The organism is Flavobacterium sp. (genome assembly GCF_024710485.1).
Taxonomy (GTDB): domain Bacteria; phylum Bacteroidota; class Bacteroidia; order Flavobacteriales; family Flavobacteriaceae; genus Flavobacterium.
Genome location: NZ_JANJUQ010000027.1, coordinates 1 through 25,430 on the forward strand (window position 1 = coordinate 1; position 25,430 = coordinate 25,430).

Genomic DNA, 25,430 nt, shown 5'->3' on the forward strand with positions numbered 1-25,430 from the left:
ATGTGGGGCAAACACTTTATTGATTAATAATGACAGATAGAAATAAAGTAGATGTGGGGCAAACACTTTATAACTTTTAAAATTTTTAAGAACGTATTGTTTGATTTGGTTGGACAATATTATCAAAAACATCGTTTAAAATACAAATAAAATCGATGAAATACACAATAATTTAATTATTATAAGATATTTTCTTACTTATATGATAATTTATACAAACCTCAAAGCATAAAAAAAACCAATCCTTCAAGAGTGGTTAGAAAATAAGATAAGAGCCTTAAAGAATTGTGTATTAATACAGAAATTGCATACATTTACCAAAACGACTGTATGCTGACCATCAATTTTCATCCCTTTCAAAACCACGAAACCGAGCGATTGCTTTTAAGACGCATCAATACTAACGATGTTAATGAAGTTTTTGCTCTTAGAAGCAATCCGGAAATCATGAAATATATTCCCAGACCCTTAGTTAAAAACAAAGAGGAGGCCTTAGCACATATTGCCATGATGGATGAAAAGATTGACAATAATACAGGCATCAATTGGGGTATAACCGTAAAAGGCAATGACAAAATTATTGGCATCATTGGTCACTACCGTATCCAACCCGAAAACCATCGTGCGGAAATCGGCTATATGTTGCTGCCCGAGTACAACGGCAAAGGTTACATTACCGAGGCCATTAAAGTAGTTGTAGCTTATGGTTTCGAGCAAATGAATTTACATTCCATAGAAGCCGTAATTGATCCCGGAAATACAGCCTCCGAAAAAGTATTGCTGAAAAACGGATTTGTTAAAGAAGCGCATATTTTGGAGAACGAATTGTGGGAAGGAAAGTTTTGGGATACCGTAATCTATTCGCTGTTAAGAAGAAACTTTAAACCGTAACTTATCAGAACTTAGGCAAGGTTTTAATGTAAAGCGCTTCCACTTGCTTTCGCGCCCATTCGGTTTTTCGCAAAAAAGTCAAACTCGACTTAATACTCGGCTCATGGTTAAAACACCTGATTTTGATTAATTCACCCAAAGTATCAAAACCGTAATAAGCCACCAATTGTTCTAACATACGCTGCAAGGTAACGCCGTGTAACGGATTATTGGCTTGTGAATTTTTCATAACACAAAAGTAAAAATAAAAACCGCCTGTCACAAGAACAGGCGGTTTAAACTCCGATGCAATCGGAACTAACTTATAACTATTAACTATAAAATTAAAACACAAATTTGAATCCGAAAGATAAAGGTGTAGTTAAACTTCCTCCACTTCCATATAAAGCATTATTGTATGCTGAATCAACAGTCGCAACATGAGCTATAGAAAAATCCGTTACTGTTGTTTTAGGACCTCCGTCAGGTTTCAAAGTGGTTTGACTAAAATTCGCTAAGTTATAAGAGAATTCAACAGAAAAGTTTTTAGTAACAAAGAAATCAAAACCACCGGACATTGTTGCTCCAAATTGATTGATTTTTAAATTAGTTGTTTCTTCTTTACCAGTAATAATTGGAGTTGCAATTTGACCAAAAAAGTAGAAATTACCAGCGATATTCCAATATTTACGAGCCAAAGGTTGAATAACATATAACTTTGAATTTAAATCAACAGGAGAACCACCTACATCAACATTATCAGCTTTTACGTTAAGGTATCCAATACCAGCTCCAACTGCAACTGTTGGCGTAACAAATGTACCAACTATTGGTAATACCATCATATTAGTACTTTTAACATCGCCCGATTTAGATTGTTGGTAACCAAATTGAGAAGTGGCAAACCAAGCGCCTTGTAATCCTTTACTTTGTTCTTGTGCTTGAGCAGTTAAACCAAAAAAAGCTAATCCTGCTACTAATAATAATTTTTTCATTTTGATTGTTAGTTTAAAATTATACCCCAAAATTAGGGGGAACAATTCCGCTAAAAACTGATATAAATCATAGTTTAAACATTTTTTTTATTGATAATTTCACTTTTTTTTCGAGCAGAAATTCCGCTTTTGTTTATACATTTGCCATCCTATGCTAAAAACCGTCAACATACTCAATAAGAGAGCTAAGTTTGATTACGAAATAATCGAGACTTACACGGCAGGTATTGTGCTTACCGGAACGGAAATTAAATCCATTCGGTTAGGAAAGGCGAATATCACGGAAGGCTTTTGTGAATTTCACAACGGAGAATTGTTTGCCATCAATACCCAAATAGACGAATACCTTTACGGCAATCAATTCAACCACAAAGCTAAAAGCGAACGCAAACTATTGCTTAATAAAAGAGAACTGAAGAAACTCGAAAGAAGTATCGATACGAAAGGATTAACCATAATTCCTTTGAAATTGTTTACCAATGAAAAAGGCTTGGCTAAATTAGAAATCGGACTTTGTCGCGGAAAGAAAACCTACGATAAAAGAGAAAGCTTAAAGGAACAAGACGTAAAACGCGACTTAGACCGAATCAAAAAGGCGTTTTAATTTTTATCTTCTAATAAAGGAACAAAACGAAATTCTCCAAACTCGTGTTTTTCAAATTGGGTTTCGTTTTTACGAATCAACATCGTCATGATTTGTTCGCCTTCACCTAAAGGAATTACCAACCTACCTCCTATTTTTAATTGTGCCATCAAAGGCTTAGGTATAATTGGTGCTCCGGCCGTAACGATAATACTATCGAAAGGAGCAAAATTAGGCAATCCTTTATAACCGTCACCAAAAGACAAATGCTTCGGACGTATACCCATTTTAGGCAACAAAGCCGAAGTAATTTTAAAGAGTTCATTTTGTCTTTCTACCGAATATACTTTGGCGCCCATAGCTACCAAAACGGCAGTTTGATAACCCGAACCGGTTCCGATTTCCAAAATTTTATCGTCTTTCTTAACTTGCAATAATTGGGTTTGAAAAGCTACCGTAAAAGGTTGGGAAATGGTTTGCCCGGCCGCAATGGGAAAGGCTTTGTCCTGATACGCAAAATCTTCGAAACCGGAATCCAAAAACAAATGGCGCGGAATGCGTTTAATGGCTTCCAATACATTTTTATCGGTTATGCCTTTTTCCTCCAGCAACTTAGCCAGTTTGTTTCTTAATCCTTGATGTTTAGCGGTATCTTTCAATTGGAGTAGCAATTTATGGGGTAAAAATAGCGGTTAAAATTTCAAAATACAAATCCCAAATGACAAATAAATAACAAAAGAACAAACTTCAAAATTCGAACTGACTTTAGAAAAAATTTCAACAATATTCTATGGCAATTTATAAATTGAGCATTGAAGTTTATTTGGAATTTGTCATTTGAGATTTGGATTTTAAAACATTGTCATTTCTGATTGAATTTGCTACTTTTGGTAAAATTTATTTTTATGCTCAAAGTTGGCGTTTTAGGTGCCGGTCACCTTGGAAAAATACACTTGCGATTACTACAACAATCTGAAAAATATGAATTGGTGGGTTTTTATGATGAGAACCCGGAATATGCCGAAAAAATTGCAGCCGAGTTTGGTTACAAAAGATTCGATACTATTGCCAAGTTAATCCACGCCGTAGACGTAATTGATATTGTCACGCCTACGCTTTCGCACTACAAATGTGCAAAAGTTTCCATCAAATCGGGGAAACATGTTTTTATCGAAAAGCCAATCGCCACTACTGTAGAAGAAGCCGAGGAAATCATCGCTTTGGCTGCAGCATACAATGTCAAAGGTCAAGTAGGTCATGTGGAGCGATTCAATCCGGCTTTCATTGCCGTAAAAAATCAAATTGATAATCCGATGTTTATTGAAACGCATCGCTTGGCCGAATTCAATCCGCGCGGAACAGATGTTCCTGTGGTTTTAGACTTGATGATACACGATATCGATGCGATTTTAAGTGTAGTTAAATCTAAAGTAAAATCGGTGCACGCCAGCGGGGTTTCGGTGTTGAGCCAATCACCCGATATCGCCAACGCCCGTATCGAATTTGAAAACGGTTGTGTGGCCAATATAACTTCGAGTCGCATTTCTATGAAGAACATGCGTAAATCGCGCTTCTTCCAAAAAGATGCCTACATTTCCGTAGATTATTTGGACAAAGTTTGTGAAGTCGTTAAAATGAAAGACGCACCTGAAGTACCGGGCGATTTCGATATGATTCTGCAAAATGCTGAAGGGGAAAGAAAGCAAATTTATTTCAACAATCCTGATGTTGCGCCAAACAATGCTATCTTGGATGAGTTAGAAACTTTTGCCGACGCCATCAATAACAACACTACACCAATAGTAACTTTGGAAGACGGAACAGAAGCCTTACGAGTCGCTTATATGATTATTGATTCGATGAACGAAAAATAGTTTGTTTAGTATAAACAACTTTAAACTTTTAACCTTAAACATCAAACAAACCAAACTAACATAATGAATACAATAGCTGTAATTGGTGCTGGAACTATGGGTAACGGAATTGCCCATACGTTTGCACAAAGCGGATTTACCGTAAAATTAATTGACATCTCTGAAAAATCATTGGAAAAAGGTATGGCTACTATCGCGGCCAACTTAGACCGAATGGTAACCAAAGGAACCATTACCGAAGACGACAAACACAAAACCATAGGCAACATTATTACTTATACCGATATCAAAGACGGTGTGGTTGGTTGTGACTTGGTAGTTGAAGCGGCAACGGAAAACGTAGGTTTAAAATTGAACATCTTCAAACAATTAAGTGAGGTTTGCGACCACAACGTGATTTTAGCCACGAACACTTCTTCGATTTCCATCACCCAAATTGCGGCGCAAGTCGTGCATCCTGAAAGAGTTATCGGAATGCACTTTATGAATCCGGTGCCGATTATGAAATTGGTCGAAATCATTCGCGGCTATAATACTTCGGATGAAGTGACTAAAATCATCATGGATTTATCGGTTAAATTAGGCAAAACACCTACAGAAGTAAACGATTATCCCGGCTTTGTAGCCAACAGAATCCTAATGCCTATGATTAACGAAAGTATCGAAACCTTATACAATGGCGTGGCTGGTGTAAGCGAAATTGATACTGTAATGAAGTTAGGAATGGCACATCCGATGGGACCATTACAACTGGCTGACTTTATTGGATTAGACGTTTGTTTGTCTATCCTTAACGTAATGTACGACGGTTTCAAAAACCCGAAATATGCTCCTTGTCCGCTCTTAGTTAATATGGTGATGGCCGGAAAACTCGGTGTAAAATCCGGTGAAGGTTTCTATGATTATTCGGAATCTAAAAAAGCTGAGAAAGTTTCGAAGCAATTTTTGAAGTAAACAGTCACAGTTTTCAGTCGCAGTAATCTGAATACTGAGACTGAGACTGAAAACTATAAGTTATGAGCAAAATAATCCCTTTCAAAGCCGTACGTCCTACACCGGATAAAGTAGCGTTAGTGACTTGTCGCAATTACGACGATTACAGTTCGGCCGAGTTGGCCGCTTGGTTGAGTTTTAATCCGTATTCATTTTTGCATGTCATTCATCCTGCCTATATGTATTCGCAAAAAATAACTTTGGACAAACGCTTTAAAGGCGTGGCACACAAGTATCAGGATTTTAAAGATGACGGTGTTTTTATAGAGGAAGAAAAAGCTGTTTTCTTTTTATATGAAATCCAAACTAAATCACAGTCTTTCACGGGTATAGTTGCCGGTACTTCTATTGATGATTACAAGAACAATGTTATCAAAAAACACGAAGATACTTTACAATATCGAGTGGAATACTTCAAGGATTATTTGCATCAAACGGGATTTAACACCGAACCGGTTTTAATTACTTATCCTGATAATGAAACCTTAAATGCTTGGATAGCCGAAAAGAAAAAAAGTGCGCCGATTTACAACTATTCGACTACCAATAAAGAAAAGCACCAACTTTGGAAAATTGACAACGACACCGAAATCGAATGGCTGACGCAGCAATTCGAAAGCATCCCCGAGTTGTATATCGCCGATGGCCACCATCGCTCAGCTTCGGCAGAATTGTTGTATGACCAGGACAAACATTTGGGCAATCCGAAACTGAACTATTTTATGAGTTTTCTGATTGCGGAAAGCAACGTAAAAATCTACGAATACAATCGTATTATCCGCGATTTAAACGGTTACACTAAAGCAGATTTTATCGAAAAACTGTCCGAGCATTTTATCATCAAAAACAAAGAGCAGGAATTGTGGAAACCGCAAAGCAAGTTTGAATTCGGTATGTATTTAGACGGTAGCTTTTATGCCTTGTTTTACAAGCAGCCCAACAGTAGCGAATTGTCATCCCGAGCGCAGTCGAGGGACATTTTAGAAAATCTGGACGCTCAAATTTTATACGATAAAGTCCTGCAACCGCTTTTAGGTATTGAAGATTTGCGAAACGATGAACGCATCGAGTACATTCCCGGAAAACAATCGGTAGCGACAATCAAAGAATTGGTCGACGAAGGCGAGTTTGAAGTTGGCTTTATGCTCTATCCTTCCGATATTTCCGAAATCAAAGCGTTGGCTGACAACAATTTGATTATGCCACCTAAAAGCACGTATATTGAACCAAAATTCCGCAGTGGATTGATGGTGTATGAATTGTAAGTTTGAAGTACAAAATGAGAAGTACGAAGTAAAAATTAATCCTTGTCATGTCTATAGCACAAAAACTTCACGATATAAAATCTTCAATCCCGGATAACGTAACCTTGGTGGCGGTTTCCAAAACCAAACCCGTGGCCGATTTGATGGAAGCTTATGAAGCCGGTCAACGCATATTCGGTGAAAACAAAATCCAGGAAATGACCGAGAAATGGCAGCAAATGCCTAAGGACATTGAGTGGCACATGATTGGCCATGTACAATCCAACAAAGTGAAATACATGGTGCCTTATGTGAAGCTAATACACGGTGTTGATAGTTTGAAACTGCTCAAAGAAATCAACCGTCAAGCCGTTCGTTGGAGAAAAAACATCAACTGTTTGTTACAAATTCACATTGCTGAAGAAGAAACTAAATTCGGTTTAAACGAACATGAACTTGAGGAATTATTACATTCTGAAGAATTCAAAGCCATGACCAACATCAAAATCGTTGGCTTAATGGGCATGGCTACCTTTACCGATAACCAAGAACAAATCAAAAGAGAATTCAATCATTTAAAAAAGATGTTTGATGCTCTAAAAAACCAACCTACAACCCAAAACTTACAACCTACAACCCTATCCATGGGTATGAGCGGCGACTACCAAATCGCAATAGATTGCGGTAGCACTATGGTTCGCATTGGAAGTAGTATCTTTGGAAGCCGATAAAAACTGAAAACTGATTACTTAAAACTCATTTTGTACGCCATACTCGACATAGAAACCACCGGAGGCCAATTCAACGAAGAAGGCATCACTGAAATCGCCATCTACAAATTTGATGGTCATGAAGTGGTGGATCAGTTTATCAGTTTGGTCAATCCCGAAAAACCGATTCAACCTTTTGTGGTGAAGTTAACCGGTATCAATAATGCCATGTTGCGTTCAGCACCGAAGTTTTATGAAATCGCCAAACGCATTATTGAAATTACCGAAAACTGTATCGTAGTAGCGCACAACGCTTCGTTTGACTACCGCATTTTACGCACTGAATTCAGTCGACTAGGCTACGATTTCATCCGACCAACCCTTTGCACGGTTGAATTGTCGCAGAAACTCATTCCCGGTCAACCATCTTATAGTTTGGGCAAATTGGTGCGTTCGCTCGGCATTCCGGTAACCGACAGACATCGGGCGAGTGGCGATGCCTTGGCCACCGTAAAATTGTTCAAAATGATTTTAGATAAAGATGTTTCCAAAGAAATTCTAATCGGTTTAATCAAAGCGGAAATTAAAAAAGGACTATCGCCGAAACTGTTGGATATAGTAGAAAGTATGCCTACTCGAACCGGCATTTATTACATCCACAACGAAAAAGGCGATTTGATTTACATAGGCAAAAGTAAGAATATCAAAAAACGTATCAACCAGCATTTTACAGGAACTTCAGGCAAAAGCAAAAAAATCCAACGCGATGTGTTTGCGGTCACTTTTGAGGAAACCGGCAGTGAATTGATTGCGTTGCTCAAAGAAAGTGAAGAAATCAAAATCAACAAACCGATATACAATCGAGCGCAACGCAAAACCATTTTTCAATATGCGTTGTATGCAGAAAAAGATGAAAATGGTTATTTGGCATTGAAAGTGCAAAAAGCCGATGGAAGGAAAAAGGAAATCACCTCTTTTACTTCGATTCAGGAAGGCAAGAATTTGTTGCATAAAATCACCGCCGAACACCAATTGTGTCAAAAAATAAACGGTTTGTACGAAACCAAAAACGGATGTTTTCAACTCAAAATAAAAGAATGTAAAGGTGCTTGTTTGAACCAAGAACCACCTGAGGAATACAACGAGCGTGTGGAAGAATTCATCCATGAAATGAAATTCGAAAACAACAATATGGTCATTATTGACCGAGGCAGAAATGTCAATGAACGCAGTGCTGTTTTAATTGAAAACGGGATTTATAAAGGCTATTGTTTCTTCGATTTGAATTACCAAGTGAATAATATCGAAATCCTGAAAAACCTGATTATTCCGATGCAGAACAACCGAGATACACGAACCATTATCCAAGGGTATTTGCGCCGACATAAAGTGATTCGCATTGTAAAATTTTAGCCAATGAAACACATCAAGACCAAATATGAGCTATTCAAGCAAAAGATTTACATCATTATTTATGGTTCAAATACTTTTGCGGGACGTTTGTTTGACTTGATTTTATTGGGTGTCATTTTGTTGAGTGTGCTTTTGGTCATGTTAGAATCAGTAGAAAAACTCGATTCAAAATACCATCAGTTCATTTTAGTTTCGGAATGGGTGATTACCATTTTCTTTACCATTGAATATTTTCTGCGCATTCTGTCCAACAGAAAACCGCTATCGTATGTTTTTAGTTTTTACGGCATAGTGGATTTGATTTCAATATTGCCGATGTATTTGTCCTTTATATTTCCGGGGTCGCGCATGTTATCGGTGATTAGAGCTTTGCGATTATTACGTTTGTTCGGGATTTTAAATTTGGTTCATTTTACCGGACAAGAATCGCAATTAAAGCTCGCCATCAAAGCCAGCAGAACTAAGATTATTGTCTTTATTTACTTTGTACTAATTGTTTCCATCTTACTTGGCGCCGTGATGTATGTGGTTGAAGGCAAAGAAAGCGGATTTACCAGTATTCCAACAAGTATCTATTGGTGTATCGTAACGTTGACTACCGTTGGTTACGGCGATATTGCACCGGTGACTACTTTAGGACAAATTATTGCTTCTTTCATCATGATTATGGGTTACGGCATTATTGCGGTACCGACCGGAATTGTGACTGCCGAATTTTCGAATCTCAGAAACAGACGAAACGAAGGTCCGATTCAAAAATGTCATTCCTGCACCACCGTACTGGCGGAAGATGCGAAATTTTGTCATCATTGCGGCGAAAAAACAAACCATGACTAACTACCTAATTACCATAATAGGACCAACAGCTATAGGGAAAACGGCTTTGAGCATTGCTTTAGCCAAACATTACGGCTGTGATATCCTTTCTTGTGACAGCCGACAGTTTTATAAAGAAATGCGTATTGGAACCGCAGTACCAACAGAAGCCGAGTTAGCGGCAGCGCCGCATCATTTTATCCAAAACAAATCGATTTTTGAGTCGTATTCAGTGGGTGATTTTGAACAAGATGCGATAGCCAAATTGGAGAAATTATTCCTAAAAAATAATGTGCAAATTATGGTTGGTGGTTCGGGTTTGTACGTGGATGCTGTTTTGAAAGGCTTTGATGATTTTCCGGATATAGATGAAAATATTCGAAAACAAATTAATGTTGATTTTGAAGAGTTTGGAATAATTTACTTACAGCAAGAATTAAAAAAATCAGATCCGGATTATTTTAAAAAACTTATTGTTGAAAATCCGCAAACTCTGCAAAATCCGCAACGGATAAAGCGGTTTGTAGAAGTATGTTTGGGAACCGGAAAACCGTATTCAAGCTTTATCGGACAGAAGAAAAACATTCGGAACTTCACTCCCATTATTATTGGATTGGAAGCTGAGCGAGAAATAATGTATAACCGAATCAACCAACGCGTCGATCTAATGATTCAAGAAGGTTTACTGGCAGAAGCGGAAAAATTATATCCGAATAAAAGCTTGAATGCTTTACAAACTGTAGGCTATCGGGAACTCTTTGACTATTTTGACGGAACCACTACTTTAGATTTTGCCATTGAAGAAATCAAAAAAAATACCCGACGTTTTGCCAAACGACAAATTACATGGTTCAAGCGAACTGAAAACGCAAAGTGGTTTGACTATCAAACCGACAGAACTGCCATCATTGATCACATAGAAAGCCAATTCATAATTCATAATTCATAATTCATAATTAAAAAAATGCCCATTGCACCGAATTTTACTTCAAAACTGACCAAAGACTGGGAAATTAACTTTTTGCAATGTTATCCGAACGGTTATTTAAAGTACACCGATTTGTGCAATATTTTGCAATTGACTGCCGCTTTACATGCCGAATTGGGCGGGATAAGTTTTAGTGACATGCAAGCGCATCATCAGGCTTGGGTATTGAGTAGAATGCGTTTGGAAGTACATCGACTGCCCAAATGGCGCGATACCGTCACGGTAAAAACCTGGATTCAATCGTTAGAAAATTCGCGGTCGATACGCTGTTTGGAGATGTATTTAGGCGATGAAAAGTTGGTAGGCTGTGAAACGTTTTGGGCGGTTTTTAATACGCAAAGTCGCCGACCGGAAGCGTTGGCGTTGCCGCACGACCATTTTGAGAAATATCCTGAAGAAAAAGCTACTGCTGAATATTTTTCTAAAATTGACACTACTGTAATATCGAAATTAGTAGCGGAAAAAACCATAATGTTATCCGACTTAGACATTGTGAATCACGCCAATAGTGTAAAATATTTAGAATGGTGTTTGGATTATGTTGCTCCGGAATTACTGTTACAACAAACGTTGCAAAGCATTGAAATGAATTATTTGAAAGAAGTTTCGTTGCACGATACTGTGACTATTATGAAAAATGAATCAGACGCAACCACAACATTTACCCTTAATTCAGGGAACAAAGTGTGTTGTGCGGTACAACTTAACTTTCAATAACCACAACTGCCTAGCCCGGATTGCAACGGAAATCCTTTTTTGTTTTGCTTCGATTATATGTTTAAGAAACATAGAAAGTTCTTTGAAAAGCTAAGCCTGTCAAGTAGCAAAGCAAAACAAAAAGATTGCAGTGGAAAGCCGGATAAAGCTCCTAAAAAAAATCCCCGTCAAAAGACAGGGATGTTATTTATTTCTTTACCACTAAGCGGAAACCTTCGCCGTGGATATTTAAGATTTCTACGTTTGGATCGTCTTTTAAGTATTTACGCAATTTGGCGATGTATACGTCCATACTTCTGGAAGTAAAGTAGTTGTCTTCTCTCCAGATTTTGGTTAAGGCCAATTCACGAGGCATCAAATCATTTTCGTAGATGGCCATCATTTTCAACAAATCCGACTCTTTCGGCGATAACTTGATAGGCTCTTGGTCTTCGAATTTTAAGAAACGTAACTTGGAGTTGAGCAAGAATTTACCAATTTGGAATTCAAATTTGGCCGGTTCGTTTTTGGTTTCAGCGGCTTTTCTTTGTATAATGGCTTTGATTTTCATTAACAACACATCGGAATCGAAGGGTTTGTTAAGATAATCATCGGCGCCAACTTTATATCCTTTCATGACATCTTCTTTCATGGACTTGGCCGTCAAGAAAATCAGAGGCACGTCTTTGTTTTTTTCTCTGATTTCTTTGGCTAAGGTATAACCGTCTTTATAAGGCATCATGACATCCAGGATGCACAAATCATAGTTGTCTTTTTTAAATTTTTCGAATCCTTCCATCCCATTTTTGGCCAAGGTTACATCGAAATCGTTTAAGGTTAGGTATTCTCTTAATACGATACCGAAGTTTTGGTCATCTTCTACTAAAAGTATTTTTTTATTTGTTTCCATAGTTTTATTTTAATTTATGAGTGGGACTTTAATTATAAATGTGCTTCCTTTTCCTTTTTCACTTTCTACAAATATTTGACAATTGTGGTCGTCCAATATTCGTTTGACATAGGCCAATCCTAATCCGTGGCCTTTAACGTTGTGTAAGTCACCGGTATGTTCGCGGTAGAATTTTTCGAAAATTCTCTTTTGAGCGACTTTAGACATTCCGGCGCCTTGGTCTTTTACTTTAATAATAACAAACTCTTTTACGTTTTCGGTATATACATCGATAATCGGTGCTTGAGGCGAATATTTGATAGCGTTATCCAAAATATTCACGATGACATTGGTAAAATGAACATCGTTCAGTAGCACCGTTGTTCTCGTGGCATTGAAATGCGTTGTGATTTTACCTTCTCTGTCTTCTATGATTAGATTCACGTGTTCAATGGCATCTTCTATAATCCCGTGAATGTCATTAGAATCTTTACTGATTTCGAGCTCTTTCTTCTCGAGTTTGGAAATGCGCAATACGTTTTCTACTTGGGCGTGCATTCGCTTATTTTCGTCTCTAATCATTTGTAAATAGCGGTACACTTTTTCTTTATCTTCAATCACCTTCGGATTCTTAATAGCATCCAGCGCTAAGTTAATGGTGGCAATCGGTGTTTTGAATTCGTGCGTCATATTATTGATGAAATCTGTTTTGATTTCCGAAATCTGACGTTGTTTGATTAACTGACTCAAAGCACTCGAATAGGCGATGATAATAATTAGCGTAAAGATGATGGACAGGATGCAAATACCTATTAATTCGGAGAACAAAAACTTCTTCTTTTGCGGAAAAGTAATGAGCAATTGGTACTTATTGTTACCGTCGTTATCAATAAAGATCGGAATGGAATAAGTGGAAGCTTTATCATACTTGAAATTTTCCGATTTGACTTTCGTAGCTAATCCGTTGCTGTAAACATTGTATTCAAACGGAGTATTAACACCGTATTCTTTGAGTTCTTCGGACAGCATTTTTTGAAGCAATTCATTGGAAACCCTTTCCTGTATAGGTCTCATGGCAGCTATGTCTTTAAAAAAAAGTTCAAATTGAGCATTGTTTAACAAATCCAAAGAACCCGACTTTTCAATTTTTACATCAGGGGAAAGGTTTTGTTTAACTGAAGACTCGTCTACTCCATCAGTATATACTTCGGTCTTTCTGTTGGCAGAAAAATTTTTAAGTTCTCTTAAACTATCGAGTTTTTTATCAAAGAACGAAGGTGTAATTCCATAATCTTCAGAAATAATACTGTTGGAATACACTATGGTTTCATTGGTTCTCGAGTCTCTTTGAAAATAACCGAACTCTAAGAAATCACTCTTTTCAGGTGCTTTCCCGATACTGTCTTTGACATGATTGTATTTTTCGTAAAAGGTGTATGCTTCGTATTTCTGTAACTTGTTGGCTACATTCCCCAGAACCTGCTTTACATGAAATTTAAATTGTTCTTCATTGTTTTCAAATGACTTGTCGAACCAGTAAACTTGCACCAAAATGATACCTATCAGGGATAAGCTCATTAAAACTACAAGAATTCGGAAAAACAATTTATTCATTAAACAAATTTAGCATTTTAACATTTAGACAATAAATACATTAACCAAACATTAACAACTTATATTAATATTGATTTTTTCTCAAAGTTTTAAGAATATTATCTACCTGACTTTTAGTGTCTTCGATACAAATATTTTGGATAACAAAGTCACTAAGAGCCACTTTTTTCTCGTCATCCCATTGGTTTTGCATACGGGCTAAAACCTGGTCACGGGTAACACTATCTCGTTCCATAACCCTTTGCAAGCGAACAGGTAATGGTGCAGTAACTGTTATGATTTTATCGCAAAACTGGTAACTGCCACTTTCAAACAAAATAGCGGCTTCTTTCACCACAAATGGAAAATTATGATGTTTTTCTACCCAGTTGTCGAAATCTTGTTTAACTCTAGGATGAATAATTTCATTAAGTTGTTTTAATTTTTCAGGTGAATTGAAAACCAACTGGGCTAACTTTTGGCGATTGACTGAACCATTATCAATGACATCATTACCAAAAGTTTTTACAACTGCGGCTATTACTTCAGGAGTATTCATTACTTTCTTTGCTTCTTCATCCGCAATATAAACAGGGATTCCTTGCGACTGTATGTATTGAGCCACCATAGTCTTGCCACTACCGATACCGCCGGTTAATCCGATTATTTTAGTCATGACTTTACTTTAAAAAAAAGTTCCGGAAATGCCTCTTGAGGTTTTTGTTTCAATAATTTAATCTTAATGAAAGAATATAAGAATCCGATACCGTAACCCCAAAATTGTTTGGTTACTGCGATTAATGCCAAGAAACCGATTTCTATACTTTTATTCTGAACTGCAGCCGATATACATAAGAGTAGATAATATACTGCATAACAAAGGATAGGCCATGTAAATCCTATTAAAAGCAGTAGCACTGAAACAATAAATCCTGAAATAAATAGTGTAGGAAAGAAAAAAGTAAGCTTTTGGTATTCGGGATACCAACTGTCTAAAATAGGCCTGGCCTTTCCAAACTTTGAAACTTGTACGGAAAATTTATCCCAATCTATTCTTCGTTTATGGTAAACATAAGCTTTCGGAAACAAACGTGTTTTAAATCCCAACTTCCACAATCGGATGGATAAGTCCGGGTCTTCTCCGGGATGGATATTTCCAAAACCATTAGAGGCTTCAAACGCTTTTTTAGAAATTCCCATATTGAAACTTCTGGGTTGAAACTTCCCTATTTTTTCTGAGCCGCCTCTTATTCCGCCGGTAGTCAAAAAAGAGGTCATCGTAAAATTAATAGCCTTTTGAATTTTAGAGAAGGAATCCAGTGCAGCATCAGGTCCACCAAAACAATCTACAAATTCCTTTTGAAGTTCATTTTCAACTTCCGTTAAATACTCTTTAGGAATTATACAATCGGAATCAAAAATCAAAAAATAATCTCCTTTAGCTTTCCTCATGCCGAAATTTCTGGAATCACCGGGACCGCTATTGTCCTTAAAATAGTATGAAATATTTAATTTGCTTTTAAAAATATCTACAACATCTCGACAAGGAATTGTTGAGCCGTCTTCGACAACAACAATTTCATAGTTTTTTTTATAATGAGAAACCAACAAACTTTCAAGCAATTCCTGAATCTCATCCGGGCGATTGTAAACCGGTATAACAATAGAAAAAAACATACTGATTTTTTTAACAAAGATAGTTTTTATAAAAATGAAAAACCACCTAAAATTTAGGTGGTTTTTTGAGATTTATTGTATTATAAACTATTCTTTGATTACTCTGATAGTTTTGGTTTGGTTGTTAGCCGTAGCCACTTTTACCAAGTAAACTCCTTTAGCCAGTTGAGACATATCAACCTGTCCCATGGAAGCACCTAAATGGTTGCTGCTTACTTTTTGCCCAACCATATTAAATATTTCAACAGAAGTAATATCTTGGTTATAAGAAAGATTTAATACATTCTTAACCGGATTTGGATAATAAGTAAAACTTGCATTATCAAAAGAACTATTACTCAAAGAGGCATCATATGCAGCAATTTTGAAAGTCCCTGTCTCAAAATTATCATAAGAGAAAACTCTAATATAAATTGTTTCACCAACCGTCAATCCTGACAAGTTAAGCAAAGAGAAAAAGCCTATTCCTGCATCATCATTACAGTCAATTGAATTCAATGCACCTGCACAAGAACCTGAGAAAACTTCCATACCGGTATCAGTTATCGAGTCGTCATCCGATTGTGTTTCAATAGTTAAAGTTGATGATGGTACAACTACGCTAAACCAAACATCATCTCCACCATAACTAGAACAAGCCGGATCGGGCACATTTGAATCTGTAGCTCCTAAGTTAGTACCAACGATATCATTATCTCCAAAAACAACACCTGGGGTTAATGCCACAGCGCCACTACAATCATCATTAGCAGGAGCTGGTGGTGGCGTTACTGTTAAAATACCATTTACAAAAGTATTTCCGTCCCAGAAGTTACCATTATTTGGTGAGTTTTGGTTGATACCACCATAAACATAAGCACCGTTATTTAAGTTGAAACGAGTAGCATAATAGTAAGTACCAGGCGCTAGAGTAGCTCCAATATTAGCTTGATATTCATCATTATTACCAATTGAAGCAGCATTATGAGTAGCAGCAACCCAGTTAGTCCAAGTATTTGGATTTGTATTGGTGGTACTGTACCCAACCCACGCATTGATTCCAGGAGCTTGACCGTTGATATTTGGAGCAACATCAGTCAATCCGCCTTCGTAAACTTGACCGTAAACTGTTACTGTTCCACCTTGTGCAATTGTTGCTGTTGGTGGCCATTGTAGACTAACATAATCCGGAGAATCTGTAGAAGGAACTCCACAAATTACAATACGGCTTCTTGCATCAGTATTGTCCGTACAATCGGTATCAGCATGAGTATAAAAACGAACCTGTCCCGTAAGAGTAGAAACCCAAGTAACCGGAGTTGTTCCGAAAGCCGCAGCAGTAGCTCCGCCATCAGCACTAATGGTAATCAAATCTGTAGCAATCGTACTTTTGAAAGTGTAAGTTTGTCCTGAAACAACATTTATCAAGGAATATTCTCCTGCCCAACCATTCGCAAACGGAGTAGCCGCATTTTCAGTAAGACCATCACAGGTAGCTGGCGTAAAGCCATCCGTTCCACCCGGATATTGACCGTTTGGAGATGCCAAACAATACCCCGGAGGTGCTACAGTTGTAAAACTTGATTCTGAACATCCAACGGCAGAACCACCTGCATTTTTAGGTACTACTTTCCAATAAAAAGTTGTATTAAATCCTGTAAGATTTATAGGTGTTGAATTTGTAGTGAAATTGCCAATAAGAATTGTTGCATCACCAGGAGTTAAACCATAATATAAATCATATGATGTAGCAGGATCACCTGTTGTAGGCGCATCCCAAGAAAAGGTTACAGTGCCCGGAACCACAGTTGTTGATCCATCAACCGGAACTAAATTAGAAGCACAGCCCGGTGCAATAGTAGTATTAAAAGTAAAAGGTCCTGACCAAGAACTAAAACTACTTCCGTCTGTACATTCATCTCTTACGTAAAACTCATAAGCGGTCATCGGGCTTAAATTTGTGGCAGAATAAGTACTGCCAGAAACGTTTACGCCAGTATTATTAGCAACCGCAGGCACACCTGTTCCTGCTGCTTGAATCACAACTTCTGCATTGGCAGCACCACCGGATGTCCATGACAAATCAGCTGTTGTTGATGAAGTAACAGTAGCAATTCCTGCAGAAGGAACAAAACATGTAGGCAAAGTAACCGTCAAAGAATAATCTTCAACTTGACCATAACCGGTTCCTAAACATGGATTGGTATAATCTGTAGTTCCATAAATTTTCTTTACTCTCATCCTTGTGTTTCCTGCCAGAGCATTACCGGGTACAGTAAGTACTTGAGAAGCAAAAATAGCATCAACACCTGTAGAGTTAAGAATAGTTTGTGTAATCGTGTAAGCTTCATTTTCATCAGCAAAATCACCATCCTGATTCCAATCCGCAAAAACCATAAAACGGTTAGTGTAATTTCCATCAGTATTCCCTTTTAATGTAATGGGATAAGATGAACCCGCAGAAACACTCCCAAAAATAGTAGTGTAATCTTCGTGAGCACCGGAAGCGAGCGCTGCAGTAGCTGTACTACTATTGTTGATTCCAGCAAATTGAACCAAAGTTATTGGCTCAACATTGAAGGTAAAGGCTACCGGGCCACAATAGGGAGCCGGAAATTGCGCAAATCCACAATAGCTGACAAAAAGCATCAGCAATAAAGTAATTTTTTTCATTTGTTAAAGATTAAAGTTAATTATTATAAAAGTAAATTAAAATAAAAAAACTCACAAGTTTTTGTGAGTTTAAATAAGATAATTCTAAAAAAAAATGTTAATTATTAACAATACTCGGTATCAATGTCATCTCATTGGCTTCTGCATTATAATCTACCCCTTCGAAACCAAAGCCGAATAAATTTAAGAAATCTTGCTTGTATCCGGCTAAATCTCCAATCTCAGGTAAATTTTCTGTAGTAGCAGTTGACCACAAAGCTTTTACTTTATCTTGAATATCAGATCTCATTTCCCAATCATCTATTCTGATTCTGCCTTTCTCATCTGTAGGTACTTCAGCACCGGTGTAGAGTCTTTCAGAGAACAAACGTTGAATTTGCTCAATACAACCTTCGTGCACGCCTTCCGCTTTCATTATCTTATAAAGTAATGAAATGTATAACGGAATAACCGGAATTGCTGAACTGGCTTGAGTGACTAAAGCTTTATTAACTGACACATATGCCCTTCCGTGCACCGATTTTAAACTGTCGGTAATTTCAAAAGCAGTGGCTTCTAAATGATCTTTGGCTCTTCCGATAGTTCCTTTTCTGTAAACCGCTTCGGTTACTTCAGGCCCAATATAGGAATAAGCAATGGTCGTAACGCCATCGGCTAAGACTCCGGCTTTTTGCAAGGCATCCATCCACATGGCCCAATCTTCACCTCCCATTACCACAACAGTATTATCAATATCCTCTTGATTAGCAGGCTCAATAGATACTTGAGTAACATTACCGGTATGAAAATCAACTGTTTTATTGGTAAAAGTACTACCAATAGGTTTTAACACTGAACGATGTAAAACTCCAGTAGCAGGATGCATGCGAACCGGCGAAGCCAAACTGTAAATCACCATGTCTACCTGACCTAAATCGGCTTTAATTATATCAATAGCCTTTTGTTTGATTTCATTTGAAAAAGCGTCTCCGTTGATACTTTTAGCATACAAACCAGCTTTGTGCGCTTCTTGTTCAAAAGCAGCAGTATTGTACCAACCCGGTGTAGCGGTTTTACCCTCCGCAGGTTCTTTTTCAAAGAAAACACCAAGAGTAGCCGCTCCTGATCCGAAAGCACTGGTAATTCTGGAAGCCAATCCGAAACCGGTAGAGGCTCCGATAACCAAAACTTTTTTGGCTCCGTCAATCGTGCCTTTTGATTTTACGTATTGGATTTGATTTTTTACGCTTTGTGCACATCCGTCTGGGTGAGCTGTTAAACAAATAAAGCCGCGCATTCTTGGTTCTATAATCATATACAGTAGAAATTAAGTTGTCAAATTAAAAATTAAAAGTGGTACAAAAATAAGAAAATTTAACGGTTAGTTCAGTAATGCTTTGGCATGATTCAATGCCGAATCACTGATGTCTTTACCGGAGAGCATTTCGGCTATTTCATACACTCGCTCTTCATTGGTCAGTAATTTCAATTCCGAGATAGTACTTTCGCCTAAAACAGTTTTAAATACTTTGTAATGAGAATCTCCTTTGGCTGCAATTTGCGGTAAATGGGTAATGGCAAAAACCTGCATGGAGTGACTCATTTGTCGCATAATCTCCCCCATTTTGTTGGCAATTTCACCCGAAACACCGGTATCGATTTCATCAAAAATAATAGTAGGTAATTTTGAATATTGTGATAAAACAGACTTAACTGCTAACATGATTCTGGACATTTCACCACCCGAAGCAACCTTTTTTAACAATCCAAAATCGGTTCCTTTGTTGGCCGAAAACAAAAATTCCAAATCATCTTTCCCGTTGTTGCGATATACTTCGGAAGCTGAGATTTCAATTTTAAACCGAACGTTCGGCATTCCCAATTGGGATAAAATTTGAACTAACTGTGATGTTAATCCAGGAATAGCTGCTCTCCTACTTTCTGAAATCCGACTGGAAATCACTTCTAATTCGGCTTCGATTTCCTGAATGGTATTTTGTAAAGCTGTAATTTCTTCTTCTAAAGTAGTAACCGAAACTACTTTAGATTCTAAATTGTTTTGAATGTCGATAAGCTCTTCAACCGTTAAGACTTGGTGCTTCTTTTGTAAGGTATAAATGAGTTGTAACTTTTGATTGATCAACTCCAATTTCTCCGGATCACTAAAAACCGAATCCGACTGCTTAGACAATTCGCCAACAATATCATCCAATTCAATTAAAACCGAATTAACACGCTCGAATAAATTTTCATATTGCGATGAAAATCCAACGTTTTTTTGAAGGACTGATTTAAACTCCTTTATATTTTTCAACAATCCGAATTGCTCATCATTGGCCAAGGCCAGCATTATCGAAAGATTATCTTTGATAAACTCAACATTATTCAAGGCTTCATAACTCTTTTCCAACTCTTCCAACTCACCGCCCTTGAGATTGGCGGAGTGCAGTTCGTTGAAGAGGAATTCATTATAATCTTTCTCTTTTAAAATGACCGACAAATTGTTTTTCTTCGATTCTAAATCGGTTTTAGCAGTACGGTATTGCTTTAATTTATCAGAATAAGAAGCTCTGATGGTTTGATTGGCTGCAATGGCATCGATAATTCTGAATTGGTATTCTTCTTCCGACAACTCTAAGGTTTGATGTTGGGAATGTACATCAATTAAAAACCGACTCAAATCTTGCAATTGTTGTAAATTAACCGGACTATCGTTTACAAATGCTCTTGATTTTCCGGACGGCAAAATTTCTCTTCTGATGATGGTTTCTTCCTCATAATCTAAATCATTTTCTTCGAAGAAACTTTGTAAGTCATATTTTCCGATGTGAAAATTGGCTTCCACGATACATTTTTCCGCTTTATTTTTCAAAGAAGATAAATCGGCTCTTTTGCCCAAAACCAATCCCAAAGCGCCTAACAATATTGATTTTCCGGCACCGGTTTCTCCTGTTATAATAGAAAAGCCTTTTGAAAAATCAATGTCCAATTTTTCAATTAAAGCAAAATTCTCAATTGACAGCGACGTTATCATGGTAACAGTATGAGGTAAATTTTATAAGCAGTAAAAGAATTACAACTTAATGGTAGACCATTTAGCGGAATTAAGCGGCGAAATACGGTTCAAAGTATCAATGGTATCAGATATTTGCACCTTTGGACCGCCGGAAAGTATGGATACAATTTCATCCACTTTAGCATCAAAAAACACTCGTGTCAAGAAAGCGTTGGGACGCACATTATAGATAGAACTCAATATGGTCACTGATTGCATTATTTTTTCTTTGGATGCCTTAGTATCTTTAGTCATAGTATCTAAACCGTTTCTATGGTATTCGTACATTGATTCTCTGAAAGCATCAAACGTACCCGAAAGCAAATCACTGATTAAAAAGTAGCGATTCTGATTCCCATCGGCTTGAGTCCATCCCTTGTATCCGCTTTGTTGAGCAACGGATAATACTTGTTGGGCAATATCAAACCACGGTCGGCCTCCATACAAAGCATAAGTATCGGCATCAAAGCCTAAAATCATGTAGCTGTAAAAAGCCAAAACAGAAATCAAATTGGAGTCGAAAGTACTAGGGTTAAAAGTCAGATTTTCGAACTCAATATATCGGAAACTGAAATCTTTATCGTTATAATTGAATACCGGTGACGAATAAGAAGAGTTAAAAATTGGTCGGGAGGACTCAATTTGTAAAGTAGCTGTAAACTGATTTGAATCGTAGGTATTCACCGTTATTACCATAGAACAGTTGATTTTTTCATGTTGCTTATATTCCTCTCCTGTCCAATCCGTTTTGTTAACAAACTCGCTAATAGATTTTTCCAAATTTTTAAAAATCTGACTATTGGCTGTAGTTACTTTATCGGAAATGACTTGAACCGTACAGTTGAGTTGTTGCGCTTGGGTAAAACCAATAAAGAACAAGAAAAGAAAACTAGCTATTTTTTTCATAATGGGATACTACTTTGTTGATGATATCATCCGCCACGGCTTCTTTAGATTTTAAAGGCATCGGCTCAACCATAAAATTACGGTCTATAAAAGTAACCTTGTTGGTAGCCGAAGCAAAACCAGCACCTTGATCCTGCAGCGAATTTAAAACAATCAAATCTAAGTTTTTTTTCTGAATTTTCAACTTTGCATTTTCAATTTCATTTTCGGTTTCTAATGCGAATCCAATTAAGAACTGATTTTGCTTACTTTCTCCCAAAGAGGCTAAAATATCTTTAGTTTTTTCGAGTTCCAAAGTTAAGTTAGCATCACCCTTTTTGATTTTTTGATTGGCTGTAAATTTTGGTTTGTAATCGGCAACCGCTGCAGCACAAATGGCCACATCAACCTCATTGTAATACCTATGACAAGCGGTATACATTTCTTCGGCTGAGGTCACTCTGACAATAGCTATATTACTATTAACAGGATTTAGTGAAGTCGGTCCCGATATCAAAGTTACTAAAGCGCCTAATTGAGCTGCACTTTCCGCAATGTCAAAACCCATCTTACCGCTGGAATGATTTCCTATAAATCTAACCGGGTCGATAGCTTCATAAGTTGGCCCCGCTGTTACCAAAATTCGTTTGCCTTTTAATGGCAATTGGCTCTCTAAATCGCGTTCCAAAAAAGCTACAATATTCTCCGGTTCAGCCATTCTGCCTTCACCTGATAAACCACTGGCCAATTCACCGCTTTCAGCCGGAATTATAGTATTACCAAATTGCTTCAGCGTTTGAAAACTGGCTAGTGTTGACGGGTGTTTATACATATCTAAATCCATGGCCGGTGCAAAATAAACCGGGCATTTAGCAGACAAATAAGTAGCAATTAAAAGATTATCGCAATTGCCGTTGACCATTTTAGACAAGGTATTGGCTGTTGCGGGAGCAATAAGCATTAAATCGGCCCAAAGACCTAATTCGACGTGATTGTTCCATTGAGCGTTCTCATCTTCTTCATTATAAAAAGTAGAATGAACGGGATTTTTGGAAAGTGTGGATAAAGTTAACGGAGTAACAAAATCCTTAGAAGCCGGTGTCATGACCACTTGGACATCGGCACCGGCTTTTATCAATAATCTGACTAATGTCGCCGTTTTATAAGCAGCAATTCCTCCGGAAACACCGAGTAGTATTTTTTTACCGCTTAAAACAGACATGGCGTTTAGTCTTTAGTAGTATCTCTGTAATAAATTTTGTCATCCATCCATTCCTGAACGGCCAACGCATGAGGTTTTGGTAATTTTTCGTAAAATTTAGACACTTCGATTTGCTCTTTGTTTTCGAAGATTTCTTCTAAACTATCGTTGTAGGTAGCAAACTCTTCTAATTTTTCAGTCAATTCTTTTTTAATTTCAGAATTGATTTGATTTGCTCTTTTAGCCATTATTGTTATTGCCTCGTAAACATTGCCGGTACGCTCTTCAATTGCCGTTTTGTTGTAGGTAATTGTGTTTACCGGTGCATTCGTCTTTTTTAAATCCATGACTTATTATTTAGAAAATTGTTTTAAATCTTTTTCAATTCGCGCCAACATTTCATCGGCTTTGGTTTTGTATTCAGTATCCGGTTTAAACTTGACTAAGCTTTGGTAAGCTGCCAAAGCCGCATTCAAACGTTCCTCCATTTTTGTAGCAACACTATTAATGGCCAAATTGTAAGCAGAGTCTAATTTATAAAAAAGGGCACTTTCTTTGTAAGGTGTGCCGGGATAATTTATGATAAAATTATCAAATGCTACCATCGCAGCTTTATAATCTGAGATAGTATTGAACTGTTTTGCATTTTCAAAAGCCTTTTTCTCAAGTTTTTCTCTGAGTACTTTAATCAAACTATTGGCTTCAGCCAAATAGGTAGAGTTTGGATAAACGTCAATAAAATTCTGCAATTTATCAATAGCTTTGTAGGTATCAACTTGATCTAAACTGTAAACCGGTGACAATTTAGAAAAACATTTAGCTCCCAAAAACAATGCCTCTTCTACTTTTTCACTTTTAGGATAACCGGAAGAAAAACTTTCAAATTGGTAACCCGCCAAATAAAATTGATTGGTTTTGTACAAGGCTTGAGAATACATGTAAAACAAACGTTCCGCTTGAGGTTTCCCTTTATAACTGGGTGCTATTTGCTCAAATAAACGGATGGCTTTGCTGTATTTTTTGGCTTCATACATTTTAGTAGCCATGGTAAACTTTACCGCAATATCCTCGGATTTTAAGGCTTTTTGATATTCACTACAAGAAGCAAAAAAAACGACTAGGGTTATAAGAGCTAAAAATTTCTTCATTATTGAGTTTAAAATTACTGAATTTAAGTCATTTCCGACTTTAAACCAGTCCCAGAAATAGGGGACAAATTTAGTTATTAATTGTTTACCGCAAAATATTTTTTTCGAAAGACCAAAAAACTATATTCCTGAAATTTTGTTGGTAAAATCACTGAGTCTGTTGGCCAAATTTTCATCTACATTCACCAAAGGCAAACGAACGGTATTTTCAGCTAAGCCTAGTGTTTTAAAGACTTCTTTGATACCGGCTGGATTTCCTTGCTCAAAAATCATGTCAATAGCATCAGCCAATAGGTAATGAAGCTTGTAGGCCTCCTCCGCTTTTTTATTCAATCCTAAGTGAACCATTTCTGAAAATTGTTTTGGGAATCCTTCTCCGATAACCGAAATCACTCCGGCACCACCTGCTAAAACCATCGGTAAAGTTATCATGTCGTCACCAGAAATTACTAAGAAATCTTTAGGTGCGTTTTGGATTAATTTCATGGCTTGTACTATATCACCAGCAGCCTCTTTGATGGCCACGATATTCTTGAAGTCTTTGGCCAAACGAATCGTGGTTGACGGCAACATATTGCTAGCTGTTCTTCCCGGAACATTGTACAGAATTACCGGAATAGGTGAAGCTTCTGCAACTGCTTTGAAATGCTGATAAATTCCCTCTTGAGTTGGTTTATTATAATAAGGAGAAACAGAAAGTATTGCCACAAAATCACTAAAATCTCTCGATTGCAACTCGGATACCACTTCCTGTGTGTTATTTCCGCCTACACCCAAAACTAAAGGCAATCTTCCTTTATTGGCTTCGACTACAGTTTTGATTACCAACTCTTTTTCTCCTTTAGACAAAGTAGCGCTTTCGGCAGTCGTACCTAAAACGACCAAATAATCTATACCGTTGTCAATCTGAAAATTAACAATGGCTTTTAAGGCTTCAACGTCTAAGGAAAAATCTTTTTTAAAAGGGGTAACTAGCGCAACTCCCGTACCAATTAATGATTGCATTTTAAATTTTATTTAGAATTCTTAAATATTTGAACATTTCGTCGGCAAAGACTTTGTAATTCTCTGCATTTGTATTAATAATGAAATGATTTAGTCTTTTATCGATGGAAGCAAAACCTACTTTAAAAACCGCTTTAGACAAATGAGAAACCAACAATAAAGCT

General features: G+C 37.2%; 25 protein-coding genes. 10 read left to right on the forward strand and 15 right to left on the reverse strand.

Annotated elements, in window-relative coordinates; translation table 11 throughout:
• Window positions 1-330 precede the first annotated feature (330 nt).
• A complete protein-coding gene (locus tag Q0M21_RS06465) occupies window positions 331-891 on the forward strand; it encodes a GNAT family N-acetyltransferase (RefSeq protein ID WP_295335912.1) in 561 nt (186 codons plus the stop codon).
• A 4-nt stretch (window positions 892-895) separates the two neighbouring features.
• Here Q0M21_RS06465 and Q0M21_RS06470 read toward each other — a convergent pair whose 3' ends face one another.
• The gene (locus Q0M21_RS06470) at window positions 896-1,120 is read right to left on the reverse strand and encodes a VF530 family protein (RefSeq protein ID WP_295335915.1); all 225 of its coding nucleotides are present in this window, start codon (window positions 1,118-1,120) and stop codon (window positions 896-898) included.
• 94 nt (window positions 1,121-1,214) lie between these two features.
• The gene (locus Q0M21_RS06475; protein ID WP_295335918.1) at window positions 1,215-1,865 is read right to left on the reverse strand and encodes an outer membrane beta-barrel protein; all 651 of its coding nucleotides are present in this window, start codon (window positions 1,863-1,865) and stop codon (window positions 1,215-1,217) included.
• Window positions 1,866-2,016: 151 nt separating this feature from the next.
• Here Q0M21_RS06475 and smpB point away from each other — a divergent pair, with 151 nt between their 5' ends.
• Complete coding sequence (smpB, locus tag Q0M21_RS06480) at window positions 2,017-2,469, forward strand: SsrA-binding protein SmpB (protein ID WP_295335921.1); 453 nt, start codon at window positions 2,017-2,019, stop codon at window positions 2,467-2,469.
• On the opposite strand, the gene Q0M21_RS06485 is transcribed toward smpB, so the two are convergent.
• A complete protein-coding gene (locus Q0M21_RS06485) occupies window positions 2,466-3,107 on the reverse strand; it encodes a protein-L-isoaspartate(D-aspartate) O-methyltransferase (RefSeq protein WP_295335924.1) in 642 nt (213 codons plus the stop codon). The two genes, smpB and Q0M21_RS06485, sit on opposite strands and share 4 nt — an antisense overlap.
• Window positions 3,108-3,353: 246 nt before the next feature.
• On the opposite strand from Q0M21_RS06485, the gene Q0M21_RS06490 reads away from it, so the two are divergent.
• The 8 genes from Q0M21_RS06490 (at window position 3,354) to Q0M21_RS06525 (ending at window position 11,203) form a co-directional block, all read left to right on the forward strand.
• The gene (locus tag Q0M21_RS06490) at window positions 3,354-4,322 is read left to right on the forward strand and encodes a Gfo/Idh/MocA family oxidoreductase (protein WP_295335926.1); all 969 of its coding nucleotides are present in this window, start codon (window positions 3,354-3,356) and stop codon (window positions 4,320-4,322) included.
• A 63-nt stretch (window positions 4,323-4,385) separates the two neighbouring features.
• Window positions 4,386-5,276: a 3-hydroxyacyl-CoA dehydrogenase family protein gene (locus Q0M21_RS06495; protein WP_295335928.1), complete on the forward strand. Its 891-nt coding sequence runs from the start codon at window positions 4,386-4,388 to the stop codon at window positions 5,274-5,276.
• 62 nt (window positions 5,277-5,338) lie between these two features.
• On the forward strand, window positions 5,339-6,580 hold the full coding sequence (locus Q0M21_RS06500; protein WP_295335931.1) for a DUF1015 domain-containing protein: 1,242 nt from the start codon (window positions 5,339-5,341) through the stop codon (window positions 6,578-6,580).
• A 47-nt stretch (window positions 6,581-6,627) separates the two neighbouring features.
• Window positions 6,628-7,290, forward strand: a complete 663-nt coding sequence (locus Q0M21_RS06505) for a YggS family pyridoxal phosphate-dependent enzyme (RefSeq protein WP_295335933.1) — start codon at window positions 6,628-6,630, stop codon at window positions 7,288-7,290.
• Window positions 7,291-7,320: 30 nt separating this feature from the next.
• Window positions 7,321-8,682 (forward strand): exonuclease domain-containing protein, encoded by a 1,362-nt coding sequence (locus tag Q0M21_RS06510; RefSeq protein ID WP_295335935.1) that lies wholly within the window; start codon window positions 7,321-7,323, stop codon window positions 8,680-8,682.
• A 3-nt stretch (window positions 8,683-8,685) separates the two neighbouring features.
• On the forward strand, window positions 8,686-9,519 hold the full coding sequence (locus tag Q0M21_RS06515) for an ion transporter (protein ID WP_295335938.1): 834 nt from the start codon (window positions 8,686-8,688) through the stop codon (window positions 9,517-9,519).
• Window positions 9,512-10,447 (forward strand): tRNA (adenosine(37)-N6)-dimethylallyltransferase MiaA, encoded by a 936-nt coding sequence (miaA, locus tag Q0M21_RS06520; protein WP_295335941.1) that lies wholly within the window; start codon window positions 9,512-9,514, stop codon window positions 10,445-10,447. Before Q0M21_RS06515 ends, miaA begins: the two co-directional genes overlap by 8 nt.
• A 15-nt stretch (window positions 10,448-10,462) precedes the next feature.
• Window positions 10,463-11,203, forward strand: coding sequence for an acyl-ACP thioesterase domain-containing protein (locus Q0M21_RS06525; protein ID WP_295335944.1), 741 nt, complete (start codon window positions 10,463-10,465; stop codon window positions 11,201-11,203).
• A 187-nt stretch (window positions 11,204-11,390) separates the two neighbouring features.
• Here the strand turns inward: Q0M21_RS06525 and Q0M21_RS06530 are convergent, their stop codons facing one another.
• The 12 genes from Q0M21_RS06530 to dapA all read right to left on the reverse strand — a co-directional run bounded on the left by Q0M21_RS06530 (window position 11,391) and on the right by dapA (window position 25,266).
• Window positions 11,391-12,092, reverse strand: a complete 702-nt coding sequence (locus tag Q0M21_RS06530) for a response regulator transcription factor (RefSeq protein ID WP_295335947.1) — start codon at window positions 12,090-12,092, stop codon at window positions 11,391-11,393.
• A gap of 9 nt (window positions 12,093-12,101) precedes the next feature.
• Entirely contained in the window at window positions 12,102-13,685 is a 1,584-nt protein-coding gene (locus tag Q0M21_RS06535) for a sensor histidine kinase KdpD (RefSeq protein ID WP_295335950.1), read from the reverse strand.
• 64 nt (window positions 13,686-13,749) lie between these two features.
• Entirely contained in the window at window positions 13,750-14,340 is a 591-nt protein-coding gene (gene coaE / locus Q0M21_RS06540) for a dephospho-CoA kinase (RefSeq protein WP_295335954.1), read from the reverse strand.
• Complete coding sequence (locus Q0M21_RS06545; protein ID WP_295335956.1) at window positions 14,337-15,341, reverse strand: glycosyltransferase; 1,005 nt, start codon at window positions 15,339-15,341, stop codon at window positions 14,337-14,339. The genes coaE and Q0M21_RS06545 overlap by 4 nt, the downstream gene beginning before the upstream one ends.
• 87 nt (window positions 15,342-15,428) lie before the next feature.
• Window positions 15,429-17,993: a GEVED domain-containing protein gene (locus tag Q0M21_RS06550; protein WP_295335960.1), complete on the reverse strand. Its 2,565-nt coding sequence runs from the start codon at window positions 17,991-17,993 to the stop codon at window positions 15,429-15,431.
• Between the two features lie 97 nt (window positions 17,994-18,090).
• Window positions 18,091-19,287, reverse strand: a complete 1,197-nt coding sequence (gene fabV, locus Q0M21_RS06555; RefSeq protein ID WP_295335962.1) for an enoyl-ACP reductase FabV — start codon at window positions 19,285-19,287, stop codon at window positions 18,091-18,093.
• Window positions 19,288-19,353: 66 nt separating this feature from the next.
• A complete protein-coding gene (gene recN / locus Q0M21_RS06560) occupies window positions 19,354-21,006 on the reverse strand; it encodes a DNA repair protein RecN (protein WP_295335965.1) in 1,653 nt (550 codons plus the stop codon).
• A gap of 39 nt (window positions 21,007-21,045) precedes the next feature.
• The gene (locus tag Q0M21_RS06565) at window positions 21,046-21,933 is read right to left on the reverse strand and encodes a DUF4835 family protein (RefSeq protein ID WP_295335968.1); all 888 of its coding nucleotides are present in this window, start codon (window positions 21,931-21,933) and stop codon (window positions 21,046-21,048) included.
• Window positions 21,917-23,134: a bifunctional phosphopantothenoylcysteine decarboxylase/phosphopantothenate--cysteine ligase CoaBC gene (gene coaBC / locus Q0M21_RS06570; protein WP_295335971.1), complete on the reverse strand. Its 1,218-nt coding sequence runs from the start codon at window positions 23,132-23,134 to the stop codon at window positions 21,917-21,919. Before coaBC ends, Q0M21_RS06565 begins: the two co-directional genes overlap by 17 nt.
• 5 nt (window positions 23,135-23,139) lie before the next feature.
• Window positions 23,140-23,460 (reverse strand): DNA-directed RNA polymerase subunit omega, encoded by a 321-nt coding sequence (locus Q0M21_RS06575; RefSeq protein WP_295335974.1) that lies wholly within the window; start codon window positions 23,458-23,460, stop codon window positions 23,140-23,142.
• A 6-nt stretch (window positions 23,461-23,466) separates the two neighbouring features.
• On the reverse strand, window positions 23,467-24,261 hold the full coding sequence (locus Q0M21_RS06580) for an outer membrane protein assembly factor BamD (RefSeq protein WP_295335976.1): 795 nt from the start codon (window positions 24,259-24,261) through the stop codon (window positions 23,467-23,469).
• A 120-nt stretch (window positions 24,262-24,381) separates the two neighbouring features.
• Window positions 24,382-25,266 carry a 4-hydroxy-tetrahydrodipicolinate synthase gene (dapA, locus tag Q0M21_RS06585; protein ID WP_295335979.1) on the reverse strand — a complete coding sequence of 295 codons (885 nt, stop codon included), beginning with the start codon at window positions 25,264-25,266 and terminating at the stop codon, window positions 24,382-24,384.
• Between the last annotated feature and the right edge of the window lie 164 nt (window positions 25,267-25,430).